Origin of the sequence: Shinella sp. (genome assembly GCF_049651085.1) — a bacterium.
Taxonomy (GTDB): domain Bacteria; phylum Pseudomonadota; class Alphaproteobacteria; order Rhizobiales; family Rhizobiaceae; genus Shinella.
On the sequence record NZ_JBASBL010000010.1, the window covers coordinates 1 to 25,589 of the forward strand.

Sequence of the window (25,589 nt, forward strand, 5' to 3'; positions counted from 1 at the left end):
AGCCGGCGCTGCGCACCGTGCCGCCCTATCACGACGACCCGGCCTATATCGATGCGCTCGCCGTCTCCATCGAAAAGCACCTTGCGACGCTCGACTGGGAGCCGGAGCGCGTGCTGACCTCCTTCCACGGCATTCCCAAGAGCTATTTCGAGAAGGGCGACCCCTATTACTGCCAGTGCCAGAAGACCGCGCGGCTGCTGCGCGCACGGCTCGGCTGGTCGGAAGAGAAACTGATGGTCACCTTCCAGTCGCGCTTCGGGCCGGAGGAGTGGCTCCAGCCCTATACGGACAAGACCGTCGAGAAGCTGGCGCAGGACGGCATCAAGCGCATCGCCGTGCTCAATCCGGGCTTCGTTTCCGATTGCCTGGAAACGCTGGAAGAGATCGCCGACCAGGCGGGCGAAAGCTTCCTGCACAATGGTGGCGAGAAATTCACGCACATTCCCTGTCTCAACGATTCACCCGAGGGCATGACTGTTCTGGAAAAGGTCGTTCGGCGGGAGCTTTCCGGCTGGGTCTGACCCCGGATAATTCTTCTCCCCATCCAAATAGACTGGCATCGCGGCGCGTATTGCTTAAAGTGGCGCCGCATCGCCAGGCCTGTTGTGGAGAAGAACATGGATTTTGCCGGACTCGATATCGTCGTCATCGCCCTCGTGGTCCTGGTCGTTCTGATCCTCTTTGCAGGAATCAAGACCATTCCGCAGGGCTATCAGTACACGGTGGAGCGTTTCGGCCGTTATACGCGCACGCTGCAGCCGGGCCTCAATCTCATCATTCCCTTCATCGACCGCATCGGCGCGAAGATGAACGTCATGGAACAGGTGCTGGACATTCCCACGCAGGAAGTCATCACCCGCGACAACGCAAGTGTTTCAGCCGACGGCGTGGCCTTCTACCAGATCCTCAATCCCGCGCAGGCCGCCTACCAGGTCGCCAATCTGCAGAATGCGATCCTCAACCTCACCATGACCAACATCCGTTCGGTCATGGGCTCGATGGACCTCGATGAGCTGCTGTCCAACCGCGACGTCATCAATGACAAGCTGCTGCGCGTGGTGGACGAGGCCGCCAATCCCTGGGGCATCAAGATCACCCGCGTCGAGATCAAGGACATCGCGCCGCCGAAGGATCTGGTCGATTCGATGGGCCGGCAGATGAAGGCCGAACGCGAGAAGCGCGCGCAGGTACTGGAAGCCGAAGGCGCCCGCAATGCGCAGATTCTCCGCGCGGAAGGCGCCAAGCAGTCCGCCATCCTCGAGGCCGAGGGCCAGCGCGAGGCGGCGTTCCGTGACGCCGAAGCCCGCGAGCGCCTCGCAGAAGCCGAAGCCAAGGCAACGAAGATGGTGTCGGAGGCGATCGCCGCCGGCGATGTCCAGGCAATCAACTACTTCGTCGCGCAGAAATACACCGAAGCCATGGCCGCGATCGGCAAGGCCCCGAACTCCAAAATCGTGCTGATGCCGATGGAAGCCTCCTCGCTCATCGGCTCGCTCGGCGGTATCGGCGCCATCGCAAAAGAGGTGTTCGGCAACGGCTCCGCACCCGCCGGAAACCCGCAGCGCAACCGTCAGTCCACGCCGGTAACCACCGGCGCCTCGACGCCCGCCTTCCGCAATCCGTTCGACACGCCGCAGGGAAGCTGAGCATGATCCAAAGCATCGTCACGGAACTGGGCCCCTGGGCCTGGTGGGTGCTCGGGATCGTTCTCCTGATCCTCGAAGTGCTGATGCCCGGTGTCTTCCTCGTCTGGATCGGCATCGCGGCGATCATCACCGGCGCGCTCTCCCTCATGCTTTGGGAGCAGGCCCTCTGGACGTGGCAGATGCAATGGCTGGTCTTTGCGGCCCTGTCGCTGGCAGCCGCCCTTATCGGCCGCCGCATCATCAAGACTCGCGGCGAGACGAGCGACCAGCCGCACCTCAACCAGCGGGGCCAGAGCCTTGTCGGCCGCACTGCGACGCTGGAACAGCCGATCAGCGAAGGCCGCGGGCGCATTCGCCTCGACGATACGATGTGGAGCGTTCAGGGGCCGGACCTGCCGGTCGGCGCGCGCGTGCGCGTCACGGCCAGCAATGGCCGCGATCTCACCGTGGAGCCGGTTTGAGGATCAGGCGACGCCGATCCTGAGCAGGTCGTGGAAATGCACGATGCCGACGGGGCGGGACGTCTCGTCGGTAACAATCAGCGCCGAGATGTTGTGCTGGTTGAGCAGGCCCAGCGCCGCCGTGGCCAGCGTCGATGGCTTCACCGTCTTGGGATTGCGCGTCATCACGTCATCGACGTCGAGTTCGGAAAGATTGCGCGAAAGGTTGCGCGCAATGTCGCCGTCCGTGACGATGCCGACAAGAATGCCTTCCGCGTCGATGACCCCGACGCAGCCGTAGCGCTTCTGCGCCAGCAGCAGCACCGCATCCGGCATCGAGGTGCCGAGGACGACAAGCGGCACGTTCTCGCCGCTATGCATCACATCCCCGATATGGGAGAGGCTCGCACCGAGCTTGCCGCCCGGATGGAACGTCTTGAAATCCGTTGCCGTGAAACCGCGCGCCTCGAGCAGGGCGACCGCGACGGCATCGCCGAGCGCAAGCTGCATCAGCGTCGAGGTGGTGGGAGCAAGGCCGTGCGGGCAGGCTTCCAGCGCCTTCGGCAGCAGCAGAACCGTATCCGCCGCGCGTGCGAGCGCCGAGCGCTCGCCGGAGGTCATGGCGATCAGCGGGATCGAGAAACGGCGGGAATAGGAGACGATGCCCTGCAGTTCGGCGGTCTCGCCGCTCCAGGAAAGCGCGAGAATGACATCGTCGCGCCCGATCATGCCGAGGTCGCCGTGATTGGCTTCGACGGGATGCACGAAGAACGATGGCGTGCCGGTCGAGGCAAGCGTCGCGGCGATCTTCGCGCCGACATGGCCCGACTTGCCGATGCCCGTGATGATCACGCGTCCATCAATGTCGCCGATGAGGCGCACCGCCTCGCAAAAGGCGTCATGCAGATCGCCTTCCAGCGCTGCCGAAAGGGCGACGAGGCCGGCCTTTTCGGTTTCGACCGTGCGGAGCGCGGAGGCGATGGCGCCGCCGCCGTCAAGTTTAACCTGTCTCTTGATCATGCGCCTCGTTAGCGCTTTTGCGGAAGCCTGTCCATTGCGAACGTAAGCGCGCATTGCAGCCGGTCAGCAACCAAGCGTTAACCATGCCGGTTTACGGTCGCTTAGGAAATTCGAGAATCGCAGGCCCGATCATGGCAGAGGCTAAGGAAATGGACTGTGGGGCGGTATCGCTCCGCCTGACACGGCGACTGGCCGGGCTTCTGCTCGCCGGGACCGTGCTTGCGTGCGGTCCGGCGCTCGCCCAGCAATCCGGCTCCAGCGTCTCGCCGACCTTCCCGACGCCACTTGCAGCGACAGGAACCACGGGAAGCGAGGCCGATACGCTCGCGGCAACCGGCAGCATGCCCGCCGCGACGGACACGGACGCAATGGCGACCGCCTCGACAGCCGCCCGGCCTGCCCTTTCCGAGGAGGCGGCCGCGGCGCTTGCCGGTGAGGACGATACTTTCGGCCCCGCGGAACGCCGGGCCGACCGGCTGAACATGCGCGAGGGCAATGTCGACGGATCGCGCAGCAATTTCGGCGATCCCTACGAGCCGACCGGCATCCGTGTCGGGACGTTCATCCTGCGGCCCTCGATTTCGCAGAATCTCGGCCACGAGAAAACGAAAAACGGTTCCACATCGACGAGCCGCACCTATTCCCAGACCGGGTTCCGGGGATCGCTCACCTCCGACTGGTCCCGCCACCAGCTGACCATCGAGGGCGAGGGTATCTACCAGCGCAACATCAGCGGCACGGGCGAGACCGAGCCGCGCGCGCGGCTGGACGCTGACCTGCGCCTCGACCTCAGCGACGATACGATCGCCAACATCACGGCCGGTTACGATTTCGAGCGGGAAAGCTCGAGCGATCCCAACGCGATCAACAATGCGAGCGTGCAGTCCGGCGTCCATACCTACACGGCGGGCGCCCGCGTCACCCGCGATTTCGGTATGATCCGCGGCACGATCGGCACCGAAATCGAACGCCGGACCTACGGTTCGGCAACCCTTTCCGATGGCAGCAAGCTCGTGCTGTCCGACCGAAACTACACGGAAGGCACGCTGACGGGCCGCATCGGCTACGAGCTATCGCCAGCGCTGATCCCCTATCTGGAAGCGTCCGTCGGCCGGTCGATCTATGACGACAAGCGTGATGCGCTCGGATACGAGCGCTCCGCCGTGACGCTTGGCGGGCGAGCGGGTGTGGAAATCGACCTCGGCGAAAAACTGCGCGGCGATCTCGGCATCGGCTACAGGCGCGCCACATTCGACGACAACCGCCTCGCAGCACTCAAGGCATTGACGGTCGACGGCTCGGTGTTCTGGTCGCCGCAGCGCGGCACCGATCTGAGGCTCGGCCTCGCCACGACGCTCGAACCCTCGACCGCCGCCGGAGCGAGCGGTTACGTCTCCTATGCGGTGACGGCCGACCTGACGCACGAATTGCGGGACAATCTCGTGGCGCGACTGAGCAGCGCCTATACGCTGCGCGATTTCCAGACCTCCTGGACCACGGACCAGAACATCTATCTGGCCGGTGCAGGCATCACCTGGAATATCAACCGCTGGCTGGCAATGACCGGCGACGTCTCCTACGAGCTTACGCGCCAGTCGGGTACGACCGATACCGGCATCACGCGCGCCGGCATCGGTCTCGTAGTGCGCCGCTGACTACTTGAGGCCGGCGACCAGTTCGCGCAACGGCCCTTCGACCGACGGGCGGATATCCGCACGCTCGAGCGCAAAGGCAATGTTGGCGAGGATGAAGCCGTCCTTGGCGCCGCAGTCGTAGGTCTCGCCGCGGAAGTGATAGGCGGCGAACTTCTGATCGACGGCGAGCTTCACCATGGCGTCGGTGAGCTGGATCTCGTTGCCGGCGCCACGCTCCTGCGTGGACAGGATCGGGAAGATTTCCGGCTGGAGAATATAGCGGCCGTTGATGAAGAAGTTGGACGGCGCGGTGCCCGGCGCGGGCTTCTCGACCATCTTGGTGATGGCAAAGCCGTCGCCGACCTTGTCGCCGACACCGACGATACCGTATTTGTGCGCCTGGTCGGGCGCGCATTCCTCGACGGCGACGACGTTGGCGCCCGAGTGCTCGAAGAGTTCGACCATCCCCTTCATGCAGCCCTTCTCACCCTTCATGATCATGTCGGGAAGGAGCAGCGCGAAAGGCTCGTTGCCGACGAGTTCGCGGGCACACCACACGGCATGGCCGAGACCGAGCGGCTCCTGCTGACGTGTGAAGCTTGTCGAGCCGGCGACCGGCAGGATGCTTTCGAGCAAGGTCAGTTCGGCCGTCTTGTTGCGCTGGCGCAGGGTCTGCTCCAGCTCGACCTGGATGTCGAAATAGTCCTCGATGACCGCCTTGGAGCGACCGGTCACGAAGATCAGGTGCTCGATGCCGGCGTCCAGCGCCTCGTCCACCACATACTGGATCACAGGCTTGTCGACGACGGTCAGCATTTCCTTCGGTACGGCCTTCGTTGCCGGAAGGAAGCGTGTGCCGAGCCCGGCCACTGGGAAGACTGCTTTGCGAACCTTGCGTGTCTGAGACATAATCACCTCGTTAAGCCCATTGCCCTCACGGCAGGGGCACATCTGCGCCGGAATAGAATCCAATTGCTATTTATTTGCAAAGGAAGACGGGGCAAAAGTTTGATGGTAAAGAATTTGTTGACTTCGTTTTTATAAGTTTTGCGTTCAGCCGGTGGTTTCGAGCCATCGTACCGAAATTTAAGAAACGGACATGACAGCCGATGACACAGAATCTGAAGACCGTTCTGCGCCGATCTGCGCTCACCCTCCTCCTCTCGGCGGGGCTGCTCGCCCATGCCACCGCGGCCCGCGCGGATACCCGCTTCCAGAAGTGGATTGCGGAGTTCTACGCGACGGCGTCCGAGGCCGGCATCAGCAAGACCACCTACCAGAAGGCGTTTTCCGGCGTCAAGACACCCGACCAGGCTGTGCTGGAAAAGGCCGCCTACCAGCCGGAATTCAAGCACAAGATCTGGGATTACCTCGATTCGCGCGTCAACCCGTATACGGTGCGCATCGGTCGCGAGATGGCAAAGAAGCACGCCCGCACCCTGACCGCGCTGGAACGCCATTTCGGCGTCGACCGCAACATCCTGCTCGCCATCTGGTCGATGGAATCGAACTACGGCGCGGTGCTGGAGAAGGATGACCGGCTGCACTACGTGCCGCGCGCGCTTGCAACACTCGCCTATGCCGACAAGAAGCGGGCGAAATTTGCCCGCACGCAGCTGATCGCCGCCCTCAAGATCATCCAGCGTGGCGATATCTCCGCTTCCAACATGACCGGCTCCTGGGCCGGCGCGATGGGCCATACGCAGTTTATCCCGACGAGCTACCTGCTCTATGCCGTCGATGCCGATGGCAACGGACACCGCGACATCTGGAACTCGGTGCCGGACGCGCTGGCAACCGCCGCGAACCTTCTCGCCAAGAACGGCTGGCAGGCAGGCAAGACCTGGGGCTACGAGATCGCCATCCCGACCGGCGGCAGCAAATATTCCGGCCAGACGAAGACGCTTGCCCAATGGGCCAAGCTCGGCTTCACGCGCCCGGGCGGCAGCGGTTTCAAGAACGGCTCCGACCGCGCCGAACTCAAGCTGCCGGCAAACGGCGGTCCGGGCTTCCTGATGACCAAGAACTTCTTCGTCATCAAACGCTACAATGCGTCGGATTCCTACGCCATGGGCGTCGGCATGCTTGCCGACCAGATCGCCGGCTACGGCGGCGTCAAGCAGCGCTGGCCGCGACCGGACGGCACGCTCGACATCACGGAGAAGTTCGAGCTCCAGACCCGGCTCAAGGAACTCGGCTATTACGACGGCGAGGTTGACGGCAACTTCGGTTCCGGCTCGAAGGCCGCGATCCAGGCCTTCCAGAACCGCATGGGCCTTGCCGCTGACGGCGAGCCTAGCCAGCAGGTCCTGCGCGCCGTTCGGCGATAATAGCGCAGGAAAACAGGCTTGAGGGGCGCTTCGGCGCCCCTTTTTGCTGCCCGGACGCTTCCGCTTGCTCCCGGGTTTTGCCATCATGCCGCCACCGAATACCCGCAAGATCACGGGAAAGACCGGGAGCCTTTGCAAATGAGCCTGACGATCCGGATTGTGCGCCTCGGCCTGGCCCTTGCCGTGTCGGCAAGCGTCCTTGCCACGGCCGGCGCACCGGCAAACGCGCAGGAGCGCGTCGAGCGCAGGTCGATCCTCCAGCTCCTCTTCGGCACGCCGAAGCGCAAGGAAATCAAGCCAGAACCGGAAATCAAGCGGCCGCGCGCGGTCATCCGAAAGAAGAGACCGGCAACCGCCATCGCCAAGAAACCGGAACCGGCGGCCATCGAAAAGCTGCCGGACGCCAAGGTCGTGCTCGTCGTCGGCGATTTCATCGCCGGCAGCGTCGGCGAAGGCCTGATCGCCGCCTTCGAGACGACGCCCGGCATCGTCGTCGAGCGCCGCACCAACGGTTCTTCCGGCATCGTGCGCGACGATTACTACAACTGGCCGGAATCGTTGCCGGGCCTGATCGCCGAGACGAAGCCGGCCCTCGTCGTCGTCAGCATGGGCGCCAACGACCGCCAGCAGATGACCGTTGCCGGCCAGAAGGAAAAATTTCGCTCCGAAGCCTGGACGGCGCAATACGAGGCGCGCGTTGCTCGCATCGCGACACTGGCCCATGAAGGCGGCAAGCCGCTGCTCTGGATGGGCATGCCCGCCTTCCAGTCCTCCGCGCTGACGGCCGACATGACGACGCTCAACAACATCTACCGCGCCAGCGTCGAGAAGGCAGGCGGCGCGTTCGTCGATATCTGGGACGGTTTCGTCGACGAGGAAGGCAAGTTCGTCATCTCCGGCTCCGATATCAACGGCCAGCAGGTGCGCCTGCGCGGTTCAGACGGAATCAACTTCACCAAGGCCGGCAAGCGCAAGCTCGCCTTCTATGTCGAGAAGGAAATCCGCCGGCTGCTCGGCGACGCTGCCGCCGACGGCCCCGGCCTCCAGGGCGACCTCAAGGATCTCGTCGTCGTGGCGCCTCCGGCCGAAGCCGCGGAAATCACCAAGACGCAACCCATCAGCCTTGCCGATCCCGCGCTCGACGGTGGTACGGCGCTGCTCGGCGGCACCCCCATCAAGGGCAACGGCAAGAGCCTGCGCGAAAAGCTGGTGGAAAAGGGCGAGATCGCCGACGCGCCGCTCGGCCGCGTGGACGATTTCCGCCTGGACAAGACCGCAACACCCTGACTGCCTTTCCAGAATGCAAAGGGCGCGCCGGTTGTCCGGCACGCCCCGCTTTTCAGGTTTCACCGCGGCAGCGTGGTTGCACCCATCAGCGCCTCGTCGATCGCGCGGGCTGCCTGGCGGCCTTCGCGGATAGCCCAAACGACCAGCGACTGGCCACGGCGCACATCACCGGCGGTCCACAACTTGTCAACCGAGGTCTTGTAATCGCGGTCGTTGGCGATGACGTTGGACGAGCCGCGCTTGTCGGTGTTGATGGCAAGCTTGTCGCCGAGGTCCTTCAGCACGCTGTCGGTGAAGGGGCCACGGAAGCCGATGGCGATGAAGGCCAGATCCGCCTTGATGATGAACTCCGTGCCGGCGATCGGCTTGCGGCGCTCGTCCACCTGGCAGCACTTCACGCCCGTCAGCACACCGTCCTCGTCGCCGACGAATTCGAGCGTGCCTACCTGGAACTCGCGCATCGCGCCCTCGGCCTGCGAGGAGGAGGTCCGCATCTTCGTCGCCCAGAAGGGCCAGACGGCGAGCTTGTCTTCCTTTTCCGGCGGCTGCGGACGGATGTCGAGCTGGGTGACTTTCACCGCCCCCTGACGGAAGGCCGTACCGACGCAGTCCGAAGCCGTATCGCCGCCACCGACGACGACGATGTGCTTGCCACCGGCCAGGATCGGATCGGACGGCCAGCCGACGCTGTCGATATTCTCGCGGCCGACGCGGCGGTTCTGCTGCACGAGATAGGGCATGGCATCGTGCACGCCGGCATAGTCGACGCCCGGAATGCCGGCGTCGCGCGGCGTTTCCGAACCGCCGCAATAGAGCACGGCGTCATGTTCGGCGAGCATCTCTTCCATCGGCTTGTCGACACCGACATTGACACCATAGTGGAACGTCACGCCCTCGCCGCGCATCTGGTCGACACGGCGATCGATGAAGTTCTTCTCCATCTTGAAGTCCGGAATGCCGTAACGCAGCAGGCCGCCCGCCTTGGATTCGCGTTCGTAGAGATGCACCTCGTGGCCGGCGCGGGCAAGCTGCTGGGCAGCCGCCATTCCAGCAGGGCCCGAGCCGATGACGGCGGCCTTCTTGCCGGTCTTCACCGTCGCCGGCTGCGGCACGATATAGCCCATCTCATAGGCCTTGTCGGCAATCGCCTGCTCGACGGTCTTGATGGAGACCGGCGCGTCTTCGAGATTCAGCGTGCAGGCCTCCTCGCAGGGTGCGGGGCAGACGCGGCCCGTGAATTCCGGGAAGTTGTTGGTCGAATGCAGGTTGCGGATCGCCTCTTCCCAGTTGCCGTTGTAAACGAGGTCGTTCCAGTCCGGAATCTGGTTGTGCACCGGACATCCGGTCGGACCGTGGCAATAGGGAATGCCGCAGTCCATGCAGCGCGCAGCCTGCTTCTGGACCTCGGGGTCCGACATCGGGATGGTGAATTCGCGGAAATGGCGGATGCGGTCTGAGGCCGGCTGATACTTCGCCACCTGCCGGTCGATTTCCATGAAACCAGTTACCTTGCCCACTTCAATATTCCTTGCTCAAAGCGGGGCGCCTGTCGGGCCCCAGTACCAGTAGGCAACTCCCATTACCAATCCCAGTACGATGAATTCGATCCTGATTTCGCCGTTCACGAAGGTCGCGATCCCGGGGACCGCGACTGCCACGCCCAGCGAAACCAGCCGGTGAAGGTTGGTGAGCCGCTGCCTCACTCGGCAGCGATCCCCATCCTCATGCGCTCCATCTCTTCGAGGGCGCGGCGATACTCGACCGGCATCACCTTGCGGAATTTCGGACGATACTCGGCCCATTTGTCGAGGATCTCCCTCGCCCGCGGCGAGCCCGTATAGTGCAGGTGGTTCGAGACGAGCTGGTAAAGTCGCTCCTCGTCATGACGCGTCATGTCGTCGGACACGTCGACCATGCCCTTGTGCATGAGATCGCCGCCATGATGGTGCAGCTTCTCCAGCATGTCGTCTTCTTCCGGCACCGGCTCGAGCTCGACCATCGCCATGTTGCAGCGGCGGGCGAAATCGCCTTCCTCGTCCAGCACATAGGCGACGCCGCCCGACATGCCGGCCGCGAAGTTGCGACCCGTCTGGCCGATGACGACGACAACGCCGCCCGTCATGTATTCGCAGCCATGGTCGCCCACGCCCTCGACGACGGCCACCGCACCGGAATTGCGCACGGCGAAGCGTTCGCCAGCCACGCCGTTGAAGTAGCATTCCCCGGCGATCGCGCCGTAAAGCACGGTATTGCCGACAATGATCGACTCGTGCGGAACCGCCCTGTTGTCGGCTGGAGGACGCACAACGATACGCCCGCCCGAAAGCCCCTTGCCGACATAGTCGTTGCCGGCGCCAACGAGGTCAAAGGTGATGCCGCGGGCGAGGAACGCGGCGAAGGACTGGCCGGCCGTGCCGTTGAGTTTCACCGTGATCGTATCGTCCTTGAGGCCCTTGAACCCGTAGCGCTTGGCGACAGCGCCCGAAAGCATCGCACCGGTGGAGCGGTCGACGTTCTTGATGTCGACCTCGAAGGCGACCGGCGTCTTCTTTTCCAACGCAGGCCCGGCCTGTTCGATCAGCTTGCGATCGAGGACGTCCTGGATCGGGTGATCCTGACGCTCGGTCCAGTAGGTCGCCTCCTTCGGCGCATCCACCTTGTGGAAGATGCGGGAGAAATCGAGACCGTTGGCCTTCCAGTGCGAGATCATCTTCTCCTTCTCGAGCAGCTCCGAGGCGCCGATGATCTCGTTCAGCGAGCGAACGCCGAGCGAGGCCAGGATTTCGCGCACCTCTTCGGCAACGAAGAAGAAGTAGTTGATGACGTGCTCGGGCGCGCCCTTGAAGCGCTTGCGCAGGACCGGATCCTGCGTCGCAACCCCTACCGGACAGGTATTGAGGTGGCACTTGCGCATCATGATGCAGCCCGCCGCAATGAGCGGCGCGGTGGCAAAGCCGAACTCGTCGGCCCCGAGCAGTGCGCCGATGACGACATCGCGGCCGGTCTTCAGCCCACCATCGACCTGAAGCGCGATACGCGAGCGCAGCTTGTTGAGCACGAGCGTCTGGTGCGTTTCGGCAAGGCCGATTTCCCACGGGCTGCCGGCATGCTTCAGCGAGGTGAGCGGCGAAGCGCCCGTGCCGCCGTCGAAGCCAGCAATGGTGATATGGTCCGCACGCGCCTTGGCAACGCCCGCGGCAACCGTGCCGACGCCGACTTCCGAGACCAGCTTGACCGAGATATCCGCTTCCGGATTGACGTTCTTCAGGTCGTAGATGAGCTGCGCCAGATCCTCGATCGAGTAGATGTCGTGGTGCGGCGGCGGCGAGATGAGGCCGACACCCGGCGTGGAGTGCCGCGTCTTGGCGACCGTCGCATCCACCTTGTGACCGGGCAGCTGGCCGCCCTCGCCGGGCTTGGCGCCCTGCGCGACCTTGATCTGAAGCATGTCCGCATTGACCAGATATTCGGTCGTCACACCGAAACGGCCCGACGCGATCTGCTTGATCGCGGAGCGCTCGGGATTGGCCGAACCGTCCGCCAGCGGCAGGTAGCGGTCGGCTTCCTCGCCGCCCTCGCCGGTGTTCGACTTGCCGCCGATCCGGTTCATCGCGACGGCGAGCGTGGTGTGCGCCTCGCGGGAAATCGAGCCGAAGGACATGGCGCCCGTGGAGAACCGCTTGACGATATCCACCGCCGGCTCGACCTCGTCGACGGAGATCGGCTTGCGGCCGAGCGCTTCCGCGCCCTTGATCGAGAAGAGGCCGCGGATCGTGTTCATGCGCAGCGACGAGGCGTTCACCAGCTCGGCGAATTCCTTGTAGCGGTCGGCCGCATTGCCGCGCACCGCATGTTGCAGCGAGGCGACGACATCCGGCGTCCAGGCATGTTCCTCACCGCGCATGCGGTAGGCATATTCACCGCCGATATCGAGCGTGCTGGCAAGCAGCGGATCGCGGCCGAAGGCGGCCTTGTGGCGATTGACCGTCTCCGTGGCGATCTCACCGAGGCCGATGCCCTCGATGGTCGTCGCCGTGCCGAAGAAATACTTGTCGACCAGCTCGGACGACAGGCCGATGGCATCGAAGATTTGCGCGCCGCAATAGGACTGGTAGGTCGAGATGCCCATCTTGGACATGACCTTCAGGATGCCCTTCCCGATGGCCTTGATGTAGCGGTAGACGATTTCCTCCGCATCGACCTCCTTCGGAAACTCGCCGCGCTTGTGCATGTCGGTGAGCGTGTCGAAGGCAAGATACGGGTTGATCGCTTCCGCGCCGTAGCCGGCAAGCAGGCAGAAATGGTGCACTTCGCGCGGCTCGCCGGATTCGACGACGAGGCCGACCGAGGTGCGAAGCCCCTTGCGGATCAGGTGGTGGTGCACGGCAGCGGTCGCCAGCAGCGCCGGGATCGCCACGCGGTCCGGCCCGATCTGCCGGTCGGAGAGCACGATGATGTTGTAGCCGCTGGTAACGGCCTGTTCGGCGCGCTCGCAGAGCCGGTCGAGGATTTCCGGCAGACCTTCTGCGCCGCGCGAGACGTCATAGGTGAAGTCCAGCGTCTTGGTGTCGAAGCGATCCTCGACATGGCCGATGGAGCGGATTTTTTCGAGATCGCCATTGGTGAGGATCGGCTGGCGCACTTCCATGCGCTTGGCTTTCGCCGCTCCGCGGTGATCGAGCAGGTTCGGGCGCGGGCCGATGAAGGAGACGAGGCTCATGACCAGTTCCTCGCGGATCGGGTCGATGGGCGGGTTCGTCACCTGCGCGAAGTTCTGCTTGAAATAGGTGTAGAGCAGCTTGGTCTTGTCGGACATGGCCGAGATCGGCGTGTCCGTTCCCATGGAGCCGATGGCCTCCTGCCCCGTCGTCGCCATCGGCGACATGAGCAGCCTCGTGTCCTCCTGGGTATAGCCGAAGGCCTGCTGGCGGTCACGCAGCGAGACGTCGCGGCGCAGCGCCCGCGGCTCGACCGGGCCGAGATCTTCGAGGATGATCTGGGTGTTGTCCAGCCAATCGCGGTAGGGATGCTTGGCGGCGAGCGACGACTTCACCTCCTCGTCTGAGATGATGCGCCCCTCCTCCATGTCGATGAGCAGCATCTTGCCGGGCTGGAGACGCCACTTCTTGACGATGCTCTTCTCCTCAACCGGCAGCGTACCGGCTTCCGAGGCGAGGATGACACGGTCGTCATCGGTCACGAGATAGCGCGCCGGGCGCAGACCGTTCCGGTCGAGCGTCGCGCCGATCTGCTTTCCGTCGGTGAAGGCGACGGCGGCCGGGCCATCCCACGGCTCCATGAGCGCGGCATGGTATTCGTAGAACGCCTTGCGCTCCGGGCTCATCAGCTGGTTGCCGGCCCAGGCTTCCGGGATCAGCATCATCACCGCATGGGCCATGGAATAGCCGCCGCGCACCAGGAATTCGAGCGCGTTGTCGAAACAGGCAGTGTCGGACTGGCCCTCGTAGGAAATGGGCCACAGCTTGGTGATGTCCTCTCCGAAAAGCGGCGAGGAGACCGAAGCCTGACGGGCTGCCATCCAGTTGACGTTGCCGCGCAGGGTGTTGATTTCGCCGTTGTGGGCGACCATGCGGTAGGGATGCGCAAGTTTCCACGAAGGGAACGTGTTGGTGGAGAAACGCTGGTGCACGAGGGCAACAGCCGATTCAAAGCGCGGGTCTGCAAGGTCCTTGTAATAGGCGCCGACCTGATAGGCGAGGAACATGCCCTTGTAGACGATCGTCGTCGAGGAGAGCGAGACGGGATAGAAATTGCTCTCTTCGCCCTCATACTCGTCGTAGATGCGGTTGGAGATCACCTTGCGCAGCGTGAAGAGGCGGCGCTCGAACTCGCCATTCGTCGCAGCCTCGCGGCCAGCGCCGACGAACACCTGGACATGGCGCGGCTCGGTGGCGGCAATCTCCGGCGCCTTGGAGAGCGAGGAATTGTCGACCGGCACATCGCGAAAGCCGATGAGGACCTGTCCCTCTTCGGCTACGACGTCCCCGATGACCTTCTTGAAGTAATCGACCAGCTTCTCATCCGGCGGCATGAAGATGTGGCCGACGGCATATTCGCCCGCCTTGGGCAGCGTGACGCCCTGCTTTGCCATCTCCTCGCGGAAGAAGCGGTCCGGAATCTGTACGAGAATGCCCGCGCCATCACCCATCAGCGGGTCGGCACCGACAGCGCCGCGATGTGTCAGGTTCTCGAGCATGAAAAGCCCGTCCTTGACGATCTGGTGCGACTTCTTTCCTTTCAGATGCGCCACGAAGCCGACGCCACAGGCATCATGTTCGTTTCGCGGATCATAGAGTCCCTGTTTTTTCGGCAGGCCCGGTGTGGAGGCGCACGTTTTGGCGCCCGTCGCAGTCGCCTGCGCCCGGGTCTGCCGAAAATCTCGTGCTTGGGTCTTCACCATCATATCTTTCCTTCTGTGATCCGCGCGCCGCGGGAACTATGTTTTCGCCCTTGGGACCACGGCCTGCCTCCTGGCAAACCGGCCTGCGAACGTCGTCTGCGTGAACCTGATGCGACCCCTAAAAGCGACGGCCGATCGGGCATGATCATCGGGACCGTCGAGGCGCTGGGGGCATAGGGGCAGAGTGTCTCCGCCGCCCGGCGCCGTTTCGGCATCCTCTCGCGGTCGCGAAAGGCGCCTCTATCGGTCTCTTGACCGAAATAGGACAGCAACACTGTCCTATTTCATGCGCTCTATGCCAGAAACGCCCTTGGCCCGCAAGGCCATCATGCCAAATAATCACGACCTCATGAAGAAAAATTGCCTACGCCGCCGGAAGCCTGAAATTAAATTACGACATTCCGGTATTTTGTTTCGGTTCCTTTCATTTAACGAGAAAACGCAATCTCAGGCCCGATCCGCCGATTGATCACCTTCATTTCTGGATTATGGTCCTTCCAAAGCTCCCATTCAGACAGGAAACCGCATGTTTTTCGCTTCCGACAACTGGGCTGGCGCCCACCCCGCCATTGCACGGAGCCTCGTCGAGGCCGCCGACGGCTTCGCCTCGGCCTACGGTACCAGTGACCTCGACAAGCGCGTGGAAAAGGCCTTTTGCGAAATCTTCGAGCGCGACGTCGCCGTCTTCTTCGTCGGCACGGGCACGGCAGCAAATTCGCTGGCGCTCGCCAGCTTCAACCGGCCGGGCGGGCAGGTCTTCTGCCATCGCGAGGCCCATGTGAATGTCGATGAATGCAACGCGCCGGAATTCTTCGCCACCGGCTCCAAGCTTGTGCCGATCGACGGCACCGCCGGCAAACTGCAGCCCGAAGCCCTCGCCGCGGCCATCGGCCGCTTCCCACCGGATTTCGTGCATGGCGGCCAGCCGATGGCCGTCACCCTGACGCAGGCGACGGAAGCCGGCACTACCTATACGCTCGATGAAATCTCCGCCCTTTCAGAAGTAACCAAACAGGCCGGCCTGCCTCTGCACATGGATGGCGCGCGTTTTGCCAACGCCCTCGTCCATCTCGGCGCGACACCGGCGGAAATGACCTGGAAGCGCGGTGTCGACATCCTTTCCTTCGGCGGCACGAAGAACGGTTGCTGGTGCGCCGAAGCGCTCGTGCTCTTCGATCCCGGCAAGGCGCGGCAGATGCACTACCTGCGCAAGCGCTCGGCCCAGCTTTTTTCCAAGTCGCGCTTCATCGCCGCGCAGTTCGACGCCTATTTCCGGGAAGGCCTGTGGCTCGACCTCGCCCGTCATTCCAACGGCATGGCAAACCGCCTCGCCGCCGGCTTTGCCACCTCCGACAAGGCGCGCCTTGCCTGGCCGACCGGCTCGAACGAGCTGTTCGCCATCATCCGCAACGATGCGATGAAGACATTGAAGGACAAGGGCGCGGTCTTCTATGACTGGCCCGCCAGCCCGGCGCTGAAGGCAACCATGCGCGACGACGAAACGCTGGTGCGCCTCGTCGCCAGCTATGCGACCAGCCAGGCGGACGTCGACAACTTCCTTTCGATGCTCTGAGACAAAAAAAGGCGGCGCCATGCGGCACCGCCTTCTTCATTCCGGGGGAAGCGCGATCAGTTGGTCTGCGCTTCGATCTGCCTGGCTTCGCGCTGGACGGCCGCAATCTCGATACGGCGCGGCTTCATCGCTTCCGGGATCTCGCGCAGGAGATCGATGTGGAGAAGGCCGTTCTTCAGCGAAGCGGCGCGCACTTCCACATGATCGGCGAGCTGGAAGCGGCGCTCGAAGGCGCGCTTGGCAATGCCGCGGTAGAGATACTGGCTTTCTTCAGCCGCATCGTCCTTCTTTTCGCCCTTGACCGTCAGCGCATGTTCGCGCGCTTCGATCGACAGTTCGCTTTCGTCAAAACCGGCAACCGCCATCGTGATGCGGTAGGTGTTTTCGCCGGTACGTTCGATATTGTAGGGCGGATAGCTTTGGGCCTGGTCAGGCTGGCCGAGGCTGTCGAGCATGGTGAAGAGACGGTCGAAGCCGACGGTGGAGCGGTAGAGGGGGGAGAAATCGACGTGACGCATGGTGTCCTCCTTTAGAGCAACGGTTGCGATCTTCCTGAAGGCGGCACCCGACATCTTGGGTACTGCCTGGCTTGTCCGGCCTCGCCCCTTTTGTGGCGACAGAGACCTCGACGGACCCTTTCGGCGTCCGTGACAATGAGATGGGAACCCTTTTCGGCGCGTTCAAGGGGACCAAACAATGGAAACCGGCACCCGGAAAATTACGCGATGAACCGCAAATGAACGGCCGCTTCGGACAGCGTTCAGCTTGGCGTTGCTAAAACCGCATCATCGGAAGCGAACGCTTTCGACGACCGGGGTGCAACGTCCCTTCCGTCCCGGTTAAATTGCGCCGGCTGCATGTGTGTCACCCCCCGTGCCACATGCAACCGGCTTTTTTCTTTGACGCCGCCGAAGCCAGCGCCTATCCATCGAACAGCAATTTCAGGAAAAGTGTGCGGCGGTTTTTTCGCCGGAATTGCGCCCAACCGATTGACGTCGCCGAGATATTGCCGCCGATGGATTCCATTCTCCACGCCACCGCCGACAATCCCGTTCCGGAAAACCACTTTGCCGGCTTCCTGGAAGGCCGCGGCGGCGTCAAAATCCGCTACGCCGTGTTCCGCTCCGCCGGGCGCGAGGCCAAGGGTACGGTCGTGCTGCTGCAAGGCCGCAGCGAGTGCATCGAGAAGTATTTCGAGACGATCAACGACCTGACCGCACGCGGCCTCTGGGTCGCCACCTTCGACTGGCGCGGCCAGGCGGGTTCCGACCGGCTCATTGCCGACAACCGCGCCGGACACATCGCCCGCTTTTCCGACTACGAGGCCGACCTATCGCTCTTCCTCGAAAAGATCGTGCTGCCGGATGCCCGCCTGCCCTTCTTCATCGTCGCCCATTCGACCGGCGCGCTCGTCGCCCTGTCGCAGGCGCCCGAACTCGAGAACCGCATCGAGCGCATGGTGCTCGCCGCGCCCTTCGTGGCGCTTGGCGGCCAGTCGATGAGCCAGCGCAAGATCGCCATCATCGCCCGCCTCGCCTCGCTCACCGGGCTTGGAAAGCACACCTTCCGCAAGGGCGATCCCTCGCTCGATTTCACGCGCAATGTCGTCAGTTCCGACGCGCGCCGCTTTGCCCGCAACGCCGCCATCTATGCCGAGCATCCGGAACTTTCCATCGGCTGGCCGTCCGCGCGCTGGCTGAACGAAACATTGGCCGCAATGGCGCGCGTCACCCATCAGGATCACCTGACGCGCATCCGCATTCCCACGCTGCTGCTGTGTCCGACGGCGGATGTGCTTGTGCCGCGCAGGGCGATCGGCGACCTCGCCCGCATCTTCCGCGCCGCCCGTCTCATCGAGATCGACGGCGCACGCCATGAACTGTTTCAGGAAGCCGACCGCTACCGCGCCCAGGCGCTCGCCGCGATCGACGCCTTCATTCCGGGCAGCGACGCCGAGGAAACCAGCCTCGGCGCGTGATTTTTCTTATGCGTTCAGCAGCGCCATCGCTTCGTCATAGACCTTGCGGCTGCCGGCCGCGATGATCTCGCCGCCCATTTCCGCCGGGCCGCCATCCCAGGCGGTGATGATGCCGCCCGCCTGCTCGATGACCGGGATGAGGCCGCCGACATCGTAGGGCTTCAGGTCGCACTCGACGACAAGGTCGATATGACCGGCGGCGAGCAGTGCATAGGCATAGCAATCGCAGCCGTAGCGGTAGAGCTGCACCTTTTCCTGCACCGCTTCGAACCGCGTCTTGCGGCTGCCGGTGAAAAGATGCGGCGAGGTGGTGAACATGATCGCGTCCGACAGGCTGTTGCATGCCCGCGTCGAGAGCACCTTGCTGCCGTCGGGCCCGGCATAATGCGAGACCTTGCCGTCCGCGAAGTAGCGCTCGCCCGTGAAGGGCTGGTCGATGAGGCCCATGACCGCCTCCCCGTTGCGGTAGAGCCCGATCAGCGTGCCCCAGACCGGCACGCCGGAAATGAAGGCGCGGGTGCCGTCGATCGGGTCGATGACCCAGACATAATCGCGGTCGAGACCGACCGAACCATGCTCTTCGCCGAGAATGCCGTGCTCGGGAAAATGCTGTTCGATCAGCACGCGGATGGCCGCTTCGGCCGCACGGTCGCCCTCCGTCACCGGGTCGAAACCGGCCGCCTCCTTGTTGACCACATCGGCACCGACGCGGAAGCGCGGCAGGGTTTCCTTCCGTGCGGCATTGGCAAGAAGGTCGAAGAAGGCGCGATCTGGCTGCATGGGTTCTCTCGGCGGGATTGTTGTACCGCCTCTCCTTACTGCATCGGTACGGAAAACGGAACCGGATAGACGAGAGGAGCACCATCGGCCGGGGCCTCGAAAGCCGCTTGACGAACGGCAAAAATCGCCGGGCCGCCGCGCTTGACATTTGTGCAGCGCAATATTACCCTTTCCTTACAGTCCTCGTGACTGCAAATGCCCTTCTTGGGTGTTTCCTCCCTAGATTTGACCGCGCCGCAAGCGCGGTTTTTTTTGGCGGGAGAGGGCCTATTCGGCGGCGAGCGCCCGGTCGGCGGCATATTCCTCGACATAGTCGGAGAAGTCTTGCAGAAAGGCGGAGATCGCCGTCTGCAACACCGCGAAATCCGGCCTCTTGGCAAGTGTCGTCTCGTCGACATAAAGGCCGCGATTCACCTCGATCTGCAGGGCATGCAGGCCCTTGGCCGGCCTGCCGTAATGCTCGGTGATGAAGCCGCCCGCATAGGGCTTGTTGCGCACGACGGAAAACCCCATGTCCGCGAGCAGATGCATCGCAACGCGCGACAGTTCGGCGGAGGCGCTGGTGCCGTAGCGGTCGCCGATGATGAAATCCGGCCGCATCCCCGTCCCAGACACCCGGATATTGCCCGGCATGGAATGGCAATCGATAAGCACCGCGAACCCGAAGGCCACATGGGTGCGCACCACGAGGCGGCGCAGGCACGCGTGGTAGGGCTTGTAGACGTTCTCGACCCGCTCCAGCGCTTCCTCCACGGGAAAGCGATGGCGATAGATCTCCATGTTCTCCGCAACGACGCGCGGCACCGTGCCAAGCCCGCCGGCAACGCGAATGGAGTTGATATTGGCATAGGACGGCAGCGGGCCATCGAACATGCGCGGATCGAGCTCATAGGGCTCGCGGTTGACGTCGAGCCAGGCGCGCGGGAAATGCGCGATCAGCATCGGCGCGCCGAGCGCCGGAACGACCGAGAAAAGCTCATCGACATAGTGGTCTTCCGAACGGCGGATGCCGAGCGCGTCGAGGCGCGACTGTTCAAGGAAGCCCTGTGGATAACGCCGCCCGCTATGGGGCGAATTGAAAACGAGGGGCACGCTCTGCGAAGCCGGCTCCAGCACTTCGAAGTGGCTGTTTTCGCTCGAAGCCTCCGCCATTGCCATCCTTTACCATGCCTGAAATCATTACACCGCCCATGTTGCCAGCGGCGTGCGCGTGTGTCCATACTGAGAACGTGTGGCACGGGACTTGCCCTGCCACATTCACCGGATATTTACCGGAATACGATCTTGTAACAGTACCGCCCCTTTGCGGGCTGACAACTTTCAGCAACGGTTCCCGAATTCCATGACACCCAAGATTCTCCTCGCCGAAGACGACAACGACATGCGCCGCTTCCTCGTGAAGGCGCTCGAAAAGGCGGGCTACCAGGTGCTGTCCTATGACAACGGCGCCAGTGCCTACGACCGGCTTCGCGAGGAACCCTTCTCGCTTCTTCTCACCGACATCGTGATGCCCGAGATGGACGGCATCGAGCTGGCGCGCCGCGCTACCGAGCTCGATCCGGACCTGAAGGTGATGTTCATCACCGGTTTTGCCGCCGTGGCGCTGAACCCGGACTCCAAGGCCCCGAAGGATGCCAAGGTCCTTTCCAAGCCGTTCCACCTGCGCGACCTCGTTGACGAGGTCAACAAGATGCTGGCCGCCTAAGGCCCGGAAAAGACCACAAAATCGGCTCTAAAAAAAACCTCGAAAAGCCCAAAAAGCCTATTGACGTCGCCAGAGGTTTTGTGGTCTATCCGCCTCATCGAATGGGCGTGTAGCTCAGCGGGAGAGCACTACGTTGACATCGTAGGGGTCACAGGTTCAATCCCTGTCACGCCCACCATTCGATCTAGCACAAGGCCCTGTTTTTACAGGGCTTTTTGCATTTTTAGGCTATTCAAATCCCCTCACCTATCCTCTTTCTGCACCCATTGATTTCATTGTGAAACCCGGTGCGCGCCCCTCACCTTTTCGGGCGGGCGGGACGATGTCAATCACACTCCGTTCGGACAACGAATCAGCGGGAGATCGCGCTCGCGATGGAGATTGCTTTCGGCGCAGCGCACACCATATTTCAGTTTGTCTGCTGCGACGCAGGCCGGAAGCCGCGGAGCGTTCATCGCACGTCCAGCCGAGCGGCTTCCGTCACGACCATCCTTGGGAGACAGCGATGGTGCCTGGCACACTGGTGGTGCTCGCAGCATTCAACTGGGCGGAAGATGGGGATTGGTGCAGTCATTCGAGCCACACCAGGTCTACACGGAGGAGCAGCGAGCAAGGCGCAGAGCGCGCGCCACGATGCCGCGAGCCATCATACGGAAAGGAATTCCAGATGACCAAAGTGACCGCAGTTCCGAGCATCGAGCTTGAGCGCTATCTGGGCCGCTGGTACGAGATCGCACGACTTCCCATCAAATATGAGGACGACGCGGCGACGGACATAACCGCTAACTACTCGCTAAATGACAACGGCACGATCCGCGTTGACAATCGGTGCTTCAACGGCAAGGCCAAACCGGCGCAAGCAATTGGCCGAGCCACCCCAATTGATGATGCGAACTCCAGGCTCAAGGTCAACTTCCTGCCTGCCGGTCTACGCTGGTTGCCGTTTACCGATGGCGACTACTGGATTCTGAAAATCGATCCCGAATACCGAACCGTGCTGGTGGGCACTCCGGATCGGAAATATCTCTGGGTCTTGGCGCGAGCACCCACGGTGCCGCCTGCAATGCTCGAGGAATATCTGTCAGAAGCGCGTCGACAGGGATTTGATCTGGCGAACCTGATCCGGCCGAGCCACACCGGGCGGGAAGTCACGGATGCCATGATTTCCGAAGCTTGATCCAATTCGGTGCGGCCGTGAGGGATACAACGAGAAAATCTTCCCAAGCGAGCGATGGACAATAGGTTCTTTGAAGTTTTCTCTTAGAATTACATAGCCACACGTGAATGCGCTGAAACACGAAGAAAGTTATGACGGCTTGACGGATTGATAGAGCGTGTGTATAAAAAGTTATCGAATTTGCTTGCTGAGCTTTGGTTATTGCGCGATTGGCACCGCGCCCTGAACGAACCTTTCCTTTCAAAATCGCTATCATCGTCTGCGACGCCTTCCAGCGTCGTGGTTGTTCACTTATGCTATGAAAGGGTTCATCATGACCACTGGCACAGTTAAATGGTTTAATTCCACCAAGGGCTTCGGCTTTATCCAGCCTGACAACGGCGGATCCGACGCTTTCGTCCACATTTCCGCTGTCGAGCGCGCCGGTATGCGCGAGCTCGTCGAAGGCCAAAAAATCGGCTTCGAACTCGAGCGCGACAACAAGTCGGGTAAGATGTCAGCCTGTAACCTTCAGGCTGCTTAATAGGTATCTGCTTCCCTTTGACCACGGATGTACTGGCACTGTCGGAAGCGCAATACCCATACGAGGCCAGGCGTTTTGCCTGGCCTTTTTGTTTTCAGCTCGCCCGCTGAGCTTGCAAAGGAATTTCCCATGACCGAACGGCACAAAATGACGCGCCAGAAGGCAGAGCTTGCTTTCAGCAACATCCAGACGCAGTTCTTCGCAAAAGCCGAGGCTGTTGAAGAGCTTCAATCTATCACCAAGTGCCGTGAAGCCAAAACACGTCGGCTTCGCGAAGCTCGACTTGCAAAGGAGCAGGCGGATCGCCTGGCTTTCACATGCCCGCGCTAACGCGGACTAGACCACTCCCCCAGACCACAAGAAGGAATACGATTTTTGAAGAACGCCCCCCACAATCAGCTTATTGACCGCCGCGCTGCTTCAACCGATGCAAAAATGGCGATGCTCGCTGCCTATCGTGCAGCCACTACTGCCGCCATCTCAACCCGCGCCGCACGTCATGCCGAGCGAGCTCTCATCGCTACAGCTCGCGAAGAGCGGCGTGTTGAGCGCGAGCGGGCAAAGAACGAACTAGAGACCCGGATCGCGCTCGAGGAGGCCGCTTCTCAAGCTTTGGCAGATGAAGCTCAGCGGGCGGAATCGATCGCCCGTGAAATGGCTGAAAAGGCTTTGGTTGCGCGCGTGGTTCAAGACGAGGCGGCGCGAAAAGCCGCACGCGATCTGCGCTACGCAAACCGAAAAGCAAGACGTGCATAGCAACGGTAAAAGCGTGCCTGAACTCCAATGACCAGAACCCGGAGCGCGGACGAATAGTACAAAGCCGAGGTGATCATTGGCAGCCCCGAGGCGCATGCTCGCGAGCCGCAGCGCACGGGTGCAAAGAGAAGAAAGTCCCCAAGGAAGACGAAACTCCGGAACAACGTACGCCGTTCGTAGTTTGATCGCTAACGGTTACGCAGTGCTGACCGTAGACTGGAAGCAGATTGTTACCGACCCCTCGACAGGTAGCTTCCGGTCACTTGGAGTCAACGATCGCGAGCCCGCTTTTCACAAAAGTGCGATCGTTTGGTTGCCCGTAAGGGCGCGGGAGCCTTGGTTGGAGTCGAGGCGCAAGTCCGGGGCTTGCTGGCAGTCCGCGCCCCCCCTTCGCGGCTGCCTCCCGCTTACTCCCCTGTAATGTTTCTGCGTCAAGGAACCTCTAAAACTGCACTCTTGTGCTACCTCGCAAACGCGCTATCGTTCCGACGAGAGGAAACTCATGCCCAGAACGCCCCAACCTCCCCGCGAACGTGCTGCTCGCGCCCTTTGCAGCTCAAAGAGCCTACCTGAAGACATCCAGTTTGAGGGGATGCGAATGTGGAAGAGCTTTCTACCGCAGGTGGATCTTGTTCTTCAGGCGGCGCTATCGCCCGAGGAATGGGAGAGGTTGAAGAGCGAGGGGCCGGATTCTTAGATGAAAAGTCCGAAGCCGCTCCGCGCCGAGATCAGATACAAAATCCGTGACGACGGAACGGGCATGTGGGCGGTCTACGACGTCTTCACAGGATTGACGGCCGAGCTAAATGGGATCCCGCAGGATGGCCTCGCCTTCGAAGTTGCCAGATATATGGTGGGCGACTTGAACAATGTGTACATCGCCAGACGGAACGGGACGACGCACTGAAAATGAAAAATAGCCCGCCACCTTTCACAGTGGCGGGCTCTGTTGTTTAGGGCCTAATGCTTGCCACCCTTGCGGCCGGCTTCAGAGGCACGGTCGCGGTCTTCAGCGAAATTACCCTTCCCGCCGCGCTGGCTTTCGTTCTGATCATTTTTGCCGGAAGCTTGGCGCTTCGCGTCGTCATTCTTGTGACTCTGCTGACCGGCCTTAGCATGCTTTTCTTGGGATCCGCCCTGGTTCGGCATTTCGCTTCTCCTCTGGTTTCAAGATGCAGGGATCAGTTTCCTGCACGCATTCTAATGGAAAGAGGGAGAAGGCGTTCCGCCTGGAAATAATTTGTGATGAGAGGTCTTTACCATCTGGCCATTTTGATCGCCCTCCCCATCTAACTCAATGCCTGCTGCAAGGCGGCATAGAGCGAAGAGGCTTTCCAGCATCTGCTGGGCTTCCGTTTAAGGAGTGATCACAGTGGCGCCGTGGGAGCCTAAATACACCTGGGTGGTTACATGGCCTGGAGAGGGCAAGGAGGACTGGATCGCGTTCCACGACGGCCTGTGCATCGGCCGCGTTCAGCGCGACACGACCAGCCTGAGGCGGGGAACATTCGTTTGGAATGGTAACTGCTCAGAGTGGCACGGTTTCCACTTCCCCACACCCCAGAACGGACGCACTGATGAAGCTTGGGAGGCCGCGAAAGCTGTAGAAGAGTGGTACGATGAGGGACTTACAAGGTCAGGTTCACGTCCACCTGCCGTTGAGGATGAGATCCGACGGCTTCGCCACCTAACTCCGCCTGGCGCGTTGAGTGGCCGCAGCGTTTAGTTCACCAACCGATGGGAACAATACCAGCCTGCAGAAGTTCCACTAGCCTTGGTCACTCTTGCCCCGCCCAGTGCGGGGCGCTTTTTGTTTCAGGAGACTGATGATGGCCGACGGGTGCTGGGATAAGCCGATTACGTTCGAAACGATGAATCTCGGATAGTTCCGCACGATCACCACCACCGCGGAGGCTGCCGGCATATTCGTCACACAGTGGCCCCTTCGCACGGGGCGGCCTACCGGAAGGCACGCATGTCTGTCGGTTTTGGAGGGAAATGGGGAGCCTGATACCGCTCGAGAGGCATTCTTGAAGGCCGCGCAAGAGGCGGGTGTTTTTGTTCGCGAAGCGTAGTGGTCGCGATCGCGTCGAACATCGACGGAGGGCGCCGCTGCCCGATCTCGTTCCGATTGCCTGCATCGCGATAGGGTGAACCATCTGCTCTGAAAATCAGCGCTACGCCGCCAGAGACTCCATTCCAATCGCGTTCAATACATAGCGCTCGACTTCCTTCGAGCAGGAGCGGTCGCCCGGTATGTGGAAGACCCCCCGGATCACCGCATAGCGCTCTTCCGCCGATGCGGCGGTTTGCAGCTCG

At 62.1% G+C, this 25,589-nt stretch carries 23 protein-coding genes and 1 tRNA gene; 16 read left to right on the forward strand and 8 right to left on the reverse strand.

The features are described 5' to 3' along the window. From hemH to WA950_RS07135, 3 genes are all read left to right on the forward strand, one after another. Positions 1 to 521: ferrochelatase (hemH, locus tag WA950_RS07125; RefSeq protein WP_424551005.1), on the forward strand; the 521-nt coding region annotated here is incomplete at its 5' end. Positions 522 to 617: 96 nt separating this feature from the next. Continuing rightward, complete coding sequence (locus WA950_RS07130; protein WP_424551006.1) at positions 618 to 1,646, forward strand: SPFH domain-containing protein; 1,029 nt, start codon at positions 618 to 620, stop codon at positions 1,644 to 1,646. Positions 1,647 to 1,648: 2 nt separating this feature from the next. Further along, entirely contained in the window at positions 1,649 to 2,107 is a 459-nt protein-coding gene (locus WA950_RS07135; RefSeq protein ID WP_424551007.1) for an NfeD family protein, read from the forward strand. A gap of 3 nt (positions 2,108 to 2,110) precedes the next feature. Here the strand turns inward: WA950_RS07135 and WA950_RS07140 are convergent, their stop codons facing one another. Beyond that, the gene (locus WA950_RS07140; protein ID WP_424551008.1) at positions 2,111 to 3,106 is read right to left on the reverse strand and encodes a KpsF/GutQ family sugar-phosphate isomerase; all 996 of its coding nucleotides are present in this window, start codon (positions 3,104 to 3,106) and stop codon (positions 2,111 to 2,113) included. Positions 3,107 to 3,237: 131 nt separating this feature from the next. Here WA950_RS07140 and WA950_RS07145 point away from each other — a divergent pair, with 131 nt between their 5' ends. After that, entirely contained in the window at positions 3,238 to 4,761 is a 1,524-nt protein-coding gene (locus WA950_RS07145; protein WP_424551009.1) for an outer membrane beta-barrel protein, read from the forward strand. Here the strand turns inward: WA950_RS07145 and galU are convergent, their stop codons facing one another. After that, positions 4,762 to 5,649, reverse strand: a complete 888-nt coding sequence (galU, locus tag WA950_RS07150) for a UTP--glucose-1-phosphate uridylyltransferase GalU (protein ID WP_424551010.1) — start codon at positions 5,647 to 5,649, stop codon at positions 4,762 to 4,764. It lies immediately after the preceding gene. 200 nt (positions 5,650 to 5,849) lie between these two features. Here galU and WA950_RS07155 point away from each other — a divergent pair, with 200 nt between their 5' ends. Both WA950_RS07155 and WA950_RS07160 read left to right on the forward strand, forming a co-directional pair. Beyond that, on the forward strand, positions 5,850 to 7,070 hold the full coding sequence (locus WA950_RS07155; protein ID WP_424551011.1) for a lytic murein transglycosylase: 1,221 nt from the start codon (positions 5,850 to 5,852) through the stop codon (positions 7,068 to 7,070). Positions 7,071 to 7,208: 138 nt separating this feature from the next. Further along, positions 7,209 to 8,357, forward strand: coding sequence for a DUF459 domain-containing protein (locus WA950_RS07160; RefSeq protein WP_424551012.1), 1,149 nt, complete (start codon positions 7,209 to 7,211; stop codon positions 8,355 to 8,357). A 59-nt stretch (positions 8,358 to 8,416) separates the two neighbouring features. On the opposite strand, the gene WA950_RS07165 is transcribed toward WA950_RS07160, so the two are convergent. Further along, positions 8,417 to 9,874, reverse strand: a complete 1,458-nt coding sequence (locus tag WA950_RS07165) for a glutamate synthase subunit beta (RefSeq protein WP_424551013.1) — start codon at positions 9,872 to 9,874, stop codon at positions 8,417 to 8,419. Positions 9,875 to 10,056: 182 nt separating this feature from the next. Continuing rightward, complete coding sequence (gene gltB / locus WA950_RS07170; RefSeq protein ID WP_424551014.1) at positions 10,057 to 14,781, reverse strand: glutamate synthase large subunit; 4,725 nt, start codon at positions 14,779 to 14,781, stop codon at positions 10,057 to 10,059. Positions 14,782 to 15,304: 523 nt separating this feature from the next. Between gltB and WA950_RS07175 the strand changes: the two genes are divergently transcribed. Continuing rightward, positions 15,305 to 16,351 carry a threonine aldolase family protein gene (locus WA950_RS07175; protein ID WP_424551015.1) on the forward strand — a complete coding sequence of 349 codons (1,047 nt, stop codon included), beginning with the start codon at positions 15,305 to 15,307 and terminating at the stop codon, positions 16,349 to 16,351. Positions 16,352 to 16,407: 56 nt separating this feature from the next. Here the strand turns inward: WA950_RS07175 and WA950_RS07180 are convergent, their stop codons facing one another. After that, the gene (locus tag WA950_RS07180; protein WP_424551016.1) at positions 16,408 to 16,869 is read right to left on the reverse strand and encodes an Hsp20 family protein; all 462 of its coding nucleotides are present in this window, start codon (positions 16,867 to 16,869) and stop codon (positions 16,408 to 16,410) included. A gap of 497 nt (positions 16,870 to 17,366) precedes the next feature. Here WA950_RS07180 and WA950_RS07185 point away from each other — a divergent pair, with 497 nt between their 5' ends. Further along, entirely contained in the window at positions 17,367 to 18,329 is a 963-nt protein-coding gene (locus WA950_RS07185) for an alpha/beta fold hydrolase (protein WP_424551017.1), read from the forward strand. Between the two features lie 6 nt (positions 18,330 to 18,335). On the opposite strand, the gene hisN is transcribed toward WA950_RS07185, so the two are convergent. Continuing rightward, positions 18,336 to 19,109, reverse strand: coding sequence for a histidinol-phosphatase (gene hisN / locus WA950_RS07190; RefSeq protein WP_424551018.1), 774 nt, complete (start codon positions 19,107 to 19,109; stop codon positions 18,336 to 18,338). Positions 19,110 to 19,376: 267 nt separating this feature from the next. Then, positions 19,377 to 20,261, reverse strand: a complete 885-nt coding sequence (locus tag WA950_RS07195; RefSeq protein ID WP_424551019.1) for an N-formylglutamate amidohydrolase — start codon at positions 20,259 to 20,261, stop codon at positions 19,377 to 19,379. 190 nt (positions 20,262 to 20,451) lie between these two features. On the opposite strand from WA950_RS07195, the gene cpdR1 reads away from it, so the two are divergent. From cpdR1 to WA950_RS07230, 7 genes are all read left to right on the forward strand, one after another. Further along, positions 20,452 to 20,814 (forward strand): response regulator CpdR1, encoded by a 363-nt coding sequence (cpdR1, locus tag WA950_RS07200; protein WP_069061148.1) that lies wholly within the window; start codon positions 20,452 to 20,454, stop codon positions 20,812 to 20,814. Positions 20,815 to 20,917: 103 nt separating this feature from the next. After that, a tRNA-Val gene (locus tag WA950_RS07205) sits at positions 20,918 to 20,992 on the forward strand. Between the two features lie 489 nt (positions 20,993 to 21,481). Then, entirely contained in the window at positions 21,482 to 21,991 is a 510-nt protein-coding gene (locus WA950_RS07210) for a lipocalin family protein (RefSeq protein WP_424551020.1), read from the forward strand. Between the two features lie 313 nt (positions 21,992 to 22,304). Continuing rightward, the gene (locus WA950_RS07215; RefSeq protein WP_424551021.1) at positions 22,305 to 22,514 is read left to right on the forward strand and encodes a cold-shock protein; all 210 of its coding nucleotides are present in this window, start codon (positions 22,305 to 22,307) and stop codon (positions 22,512 to 22,514) included. 129 nt (positions 22,515 to 22,643) lie between these two features. Beyond that, positions 22,644 to 22,844 carry a hypothetical protein gene (locus WA950_RS07220; RefSeq protein ID WP_424551022.1) on the forward strand — a complete coding sequence of 67 codons (201 nt, stop codon included), beginning with the start codon at positions 22,644 to 22,646 and terminating at the stop codon, positions 22,842 to 22,844. A 45-nt stretch (positions 22,845 to 22,889) separates the two neighbouring features. After that, the gene (locus WA950_RS07225; RefSeq protein WP_424551023.1) at positions 22,890 to 23,270 is read left to right on the forward strand and encodes a DUF6481 family protein; all 381 of its coding nucleotides are present in this window, start codon (positions 22,890 to 22,892) and stop codon (positions 23,268 to 23,270) included. 697 nt (positions 23,271 to 23,967) lie between these two features. Then, complete coding sequence (locus WA950_RS07230; protein ID WP_424551024.1) at positions 23,968 to 24,177, forward strand: hypothetical protein; 210 nt, start codon at positions 23,968 to 23,970, stop codon at positions 24,175 to 24,177. A gap of 53 nt (positions 24,178 to 24,230) precedes the next feature. On the opposite strand, the gene WA950_RS07235 is transcribed toward WA950_RS07230, so the two are convergent. Then, positions 24,231 to 24,419 (reverse strand): KGG domain-containing protein, encoded by a 189-nt coding sequence (locus WA950_RS07235; RefSeq protein WP_424551025.1) that lies wholly within the window; start codon positions 24,417 to 24,419, stop codon positions 24,231 to 24,233. Positions 24,420 to 25,165: 746 nt separating this feature from the next. Here WA950_RS07235 and WA950_RS07240 point away from each other — a divergent pair. Further along, entirely contained in the window at positions 25,166 to 25,345 is a 180-nt protein-coding gene (locus WA950_RS07240) for a DUF982 domain-containing protein (RefSeq protein ID WP_424551026.1), read from the forward strand. The last annotated feature ends 244 nt before the right edge of the window (positions 25,346 to 25,589 follow it).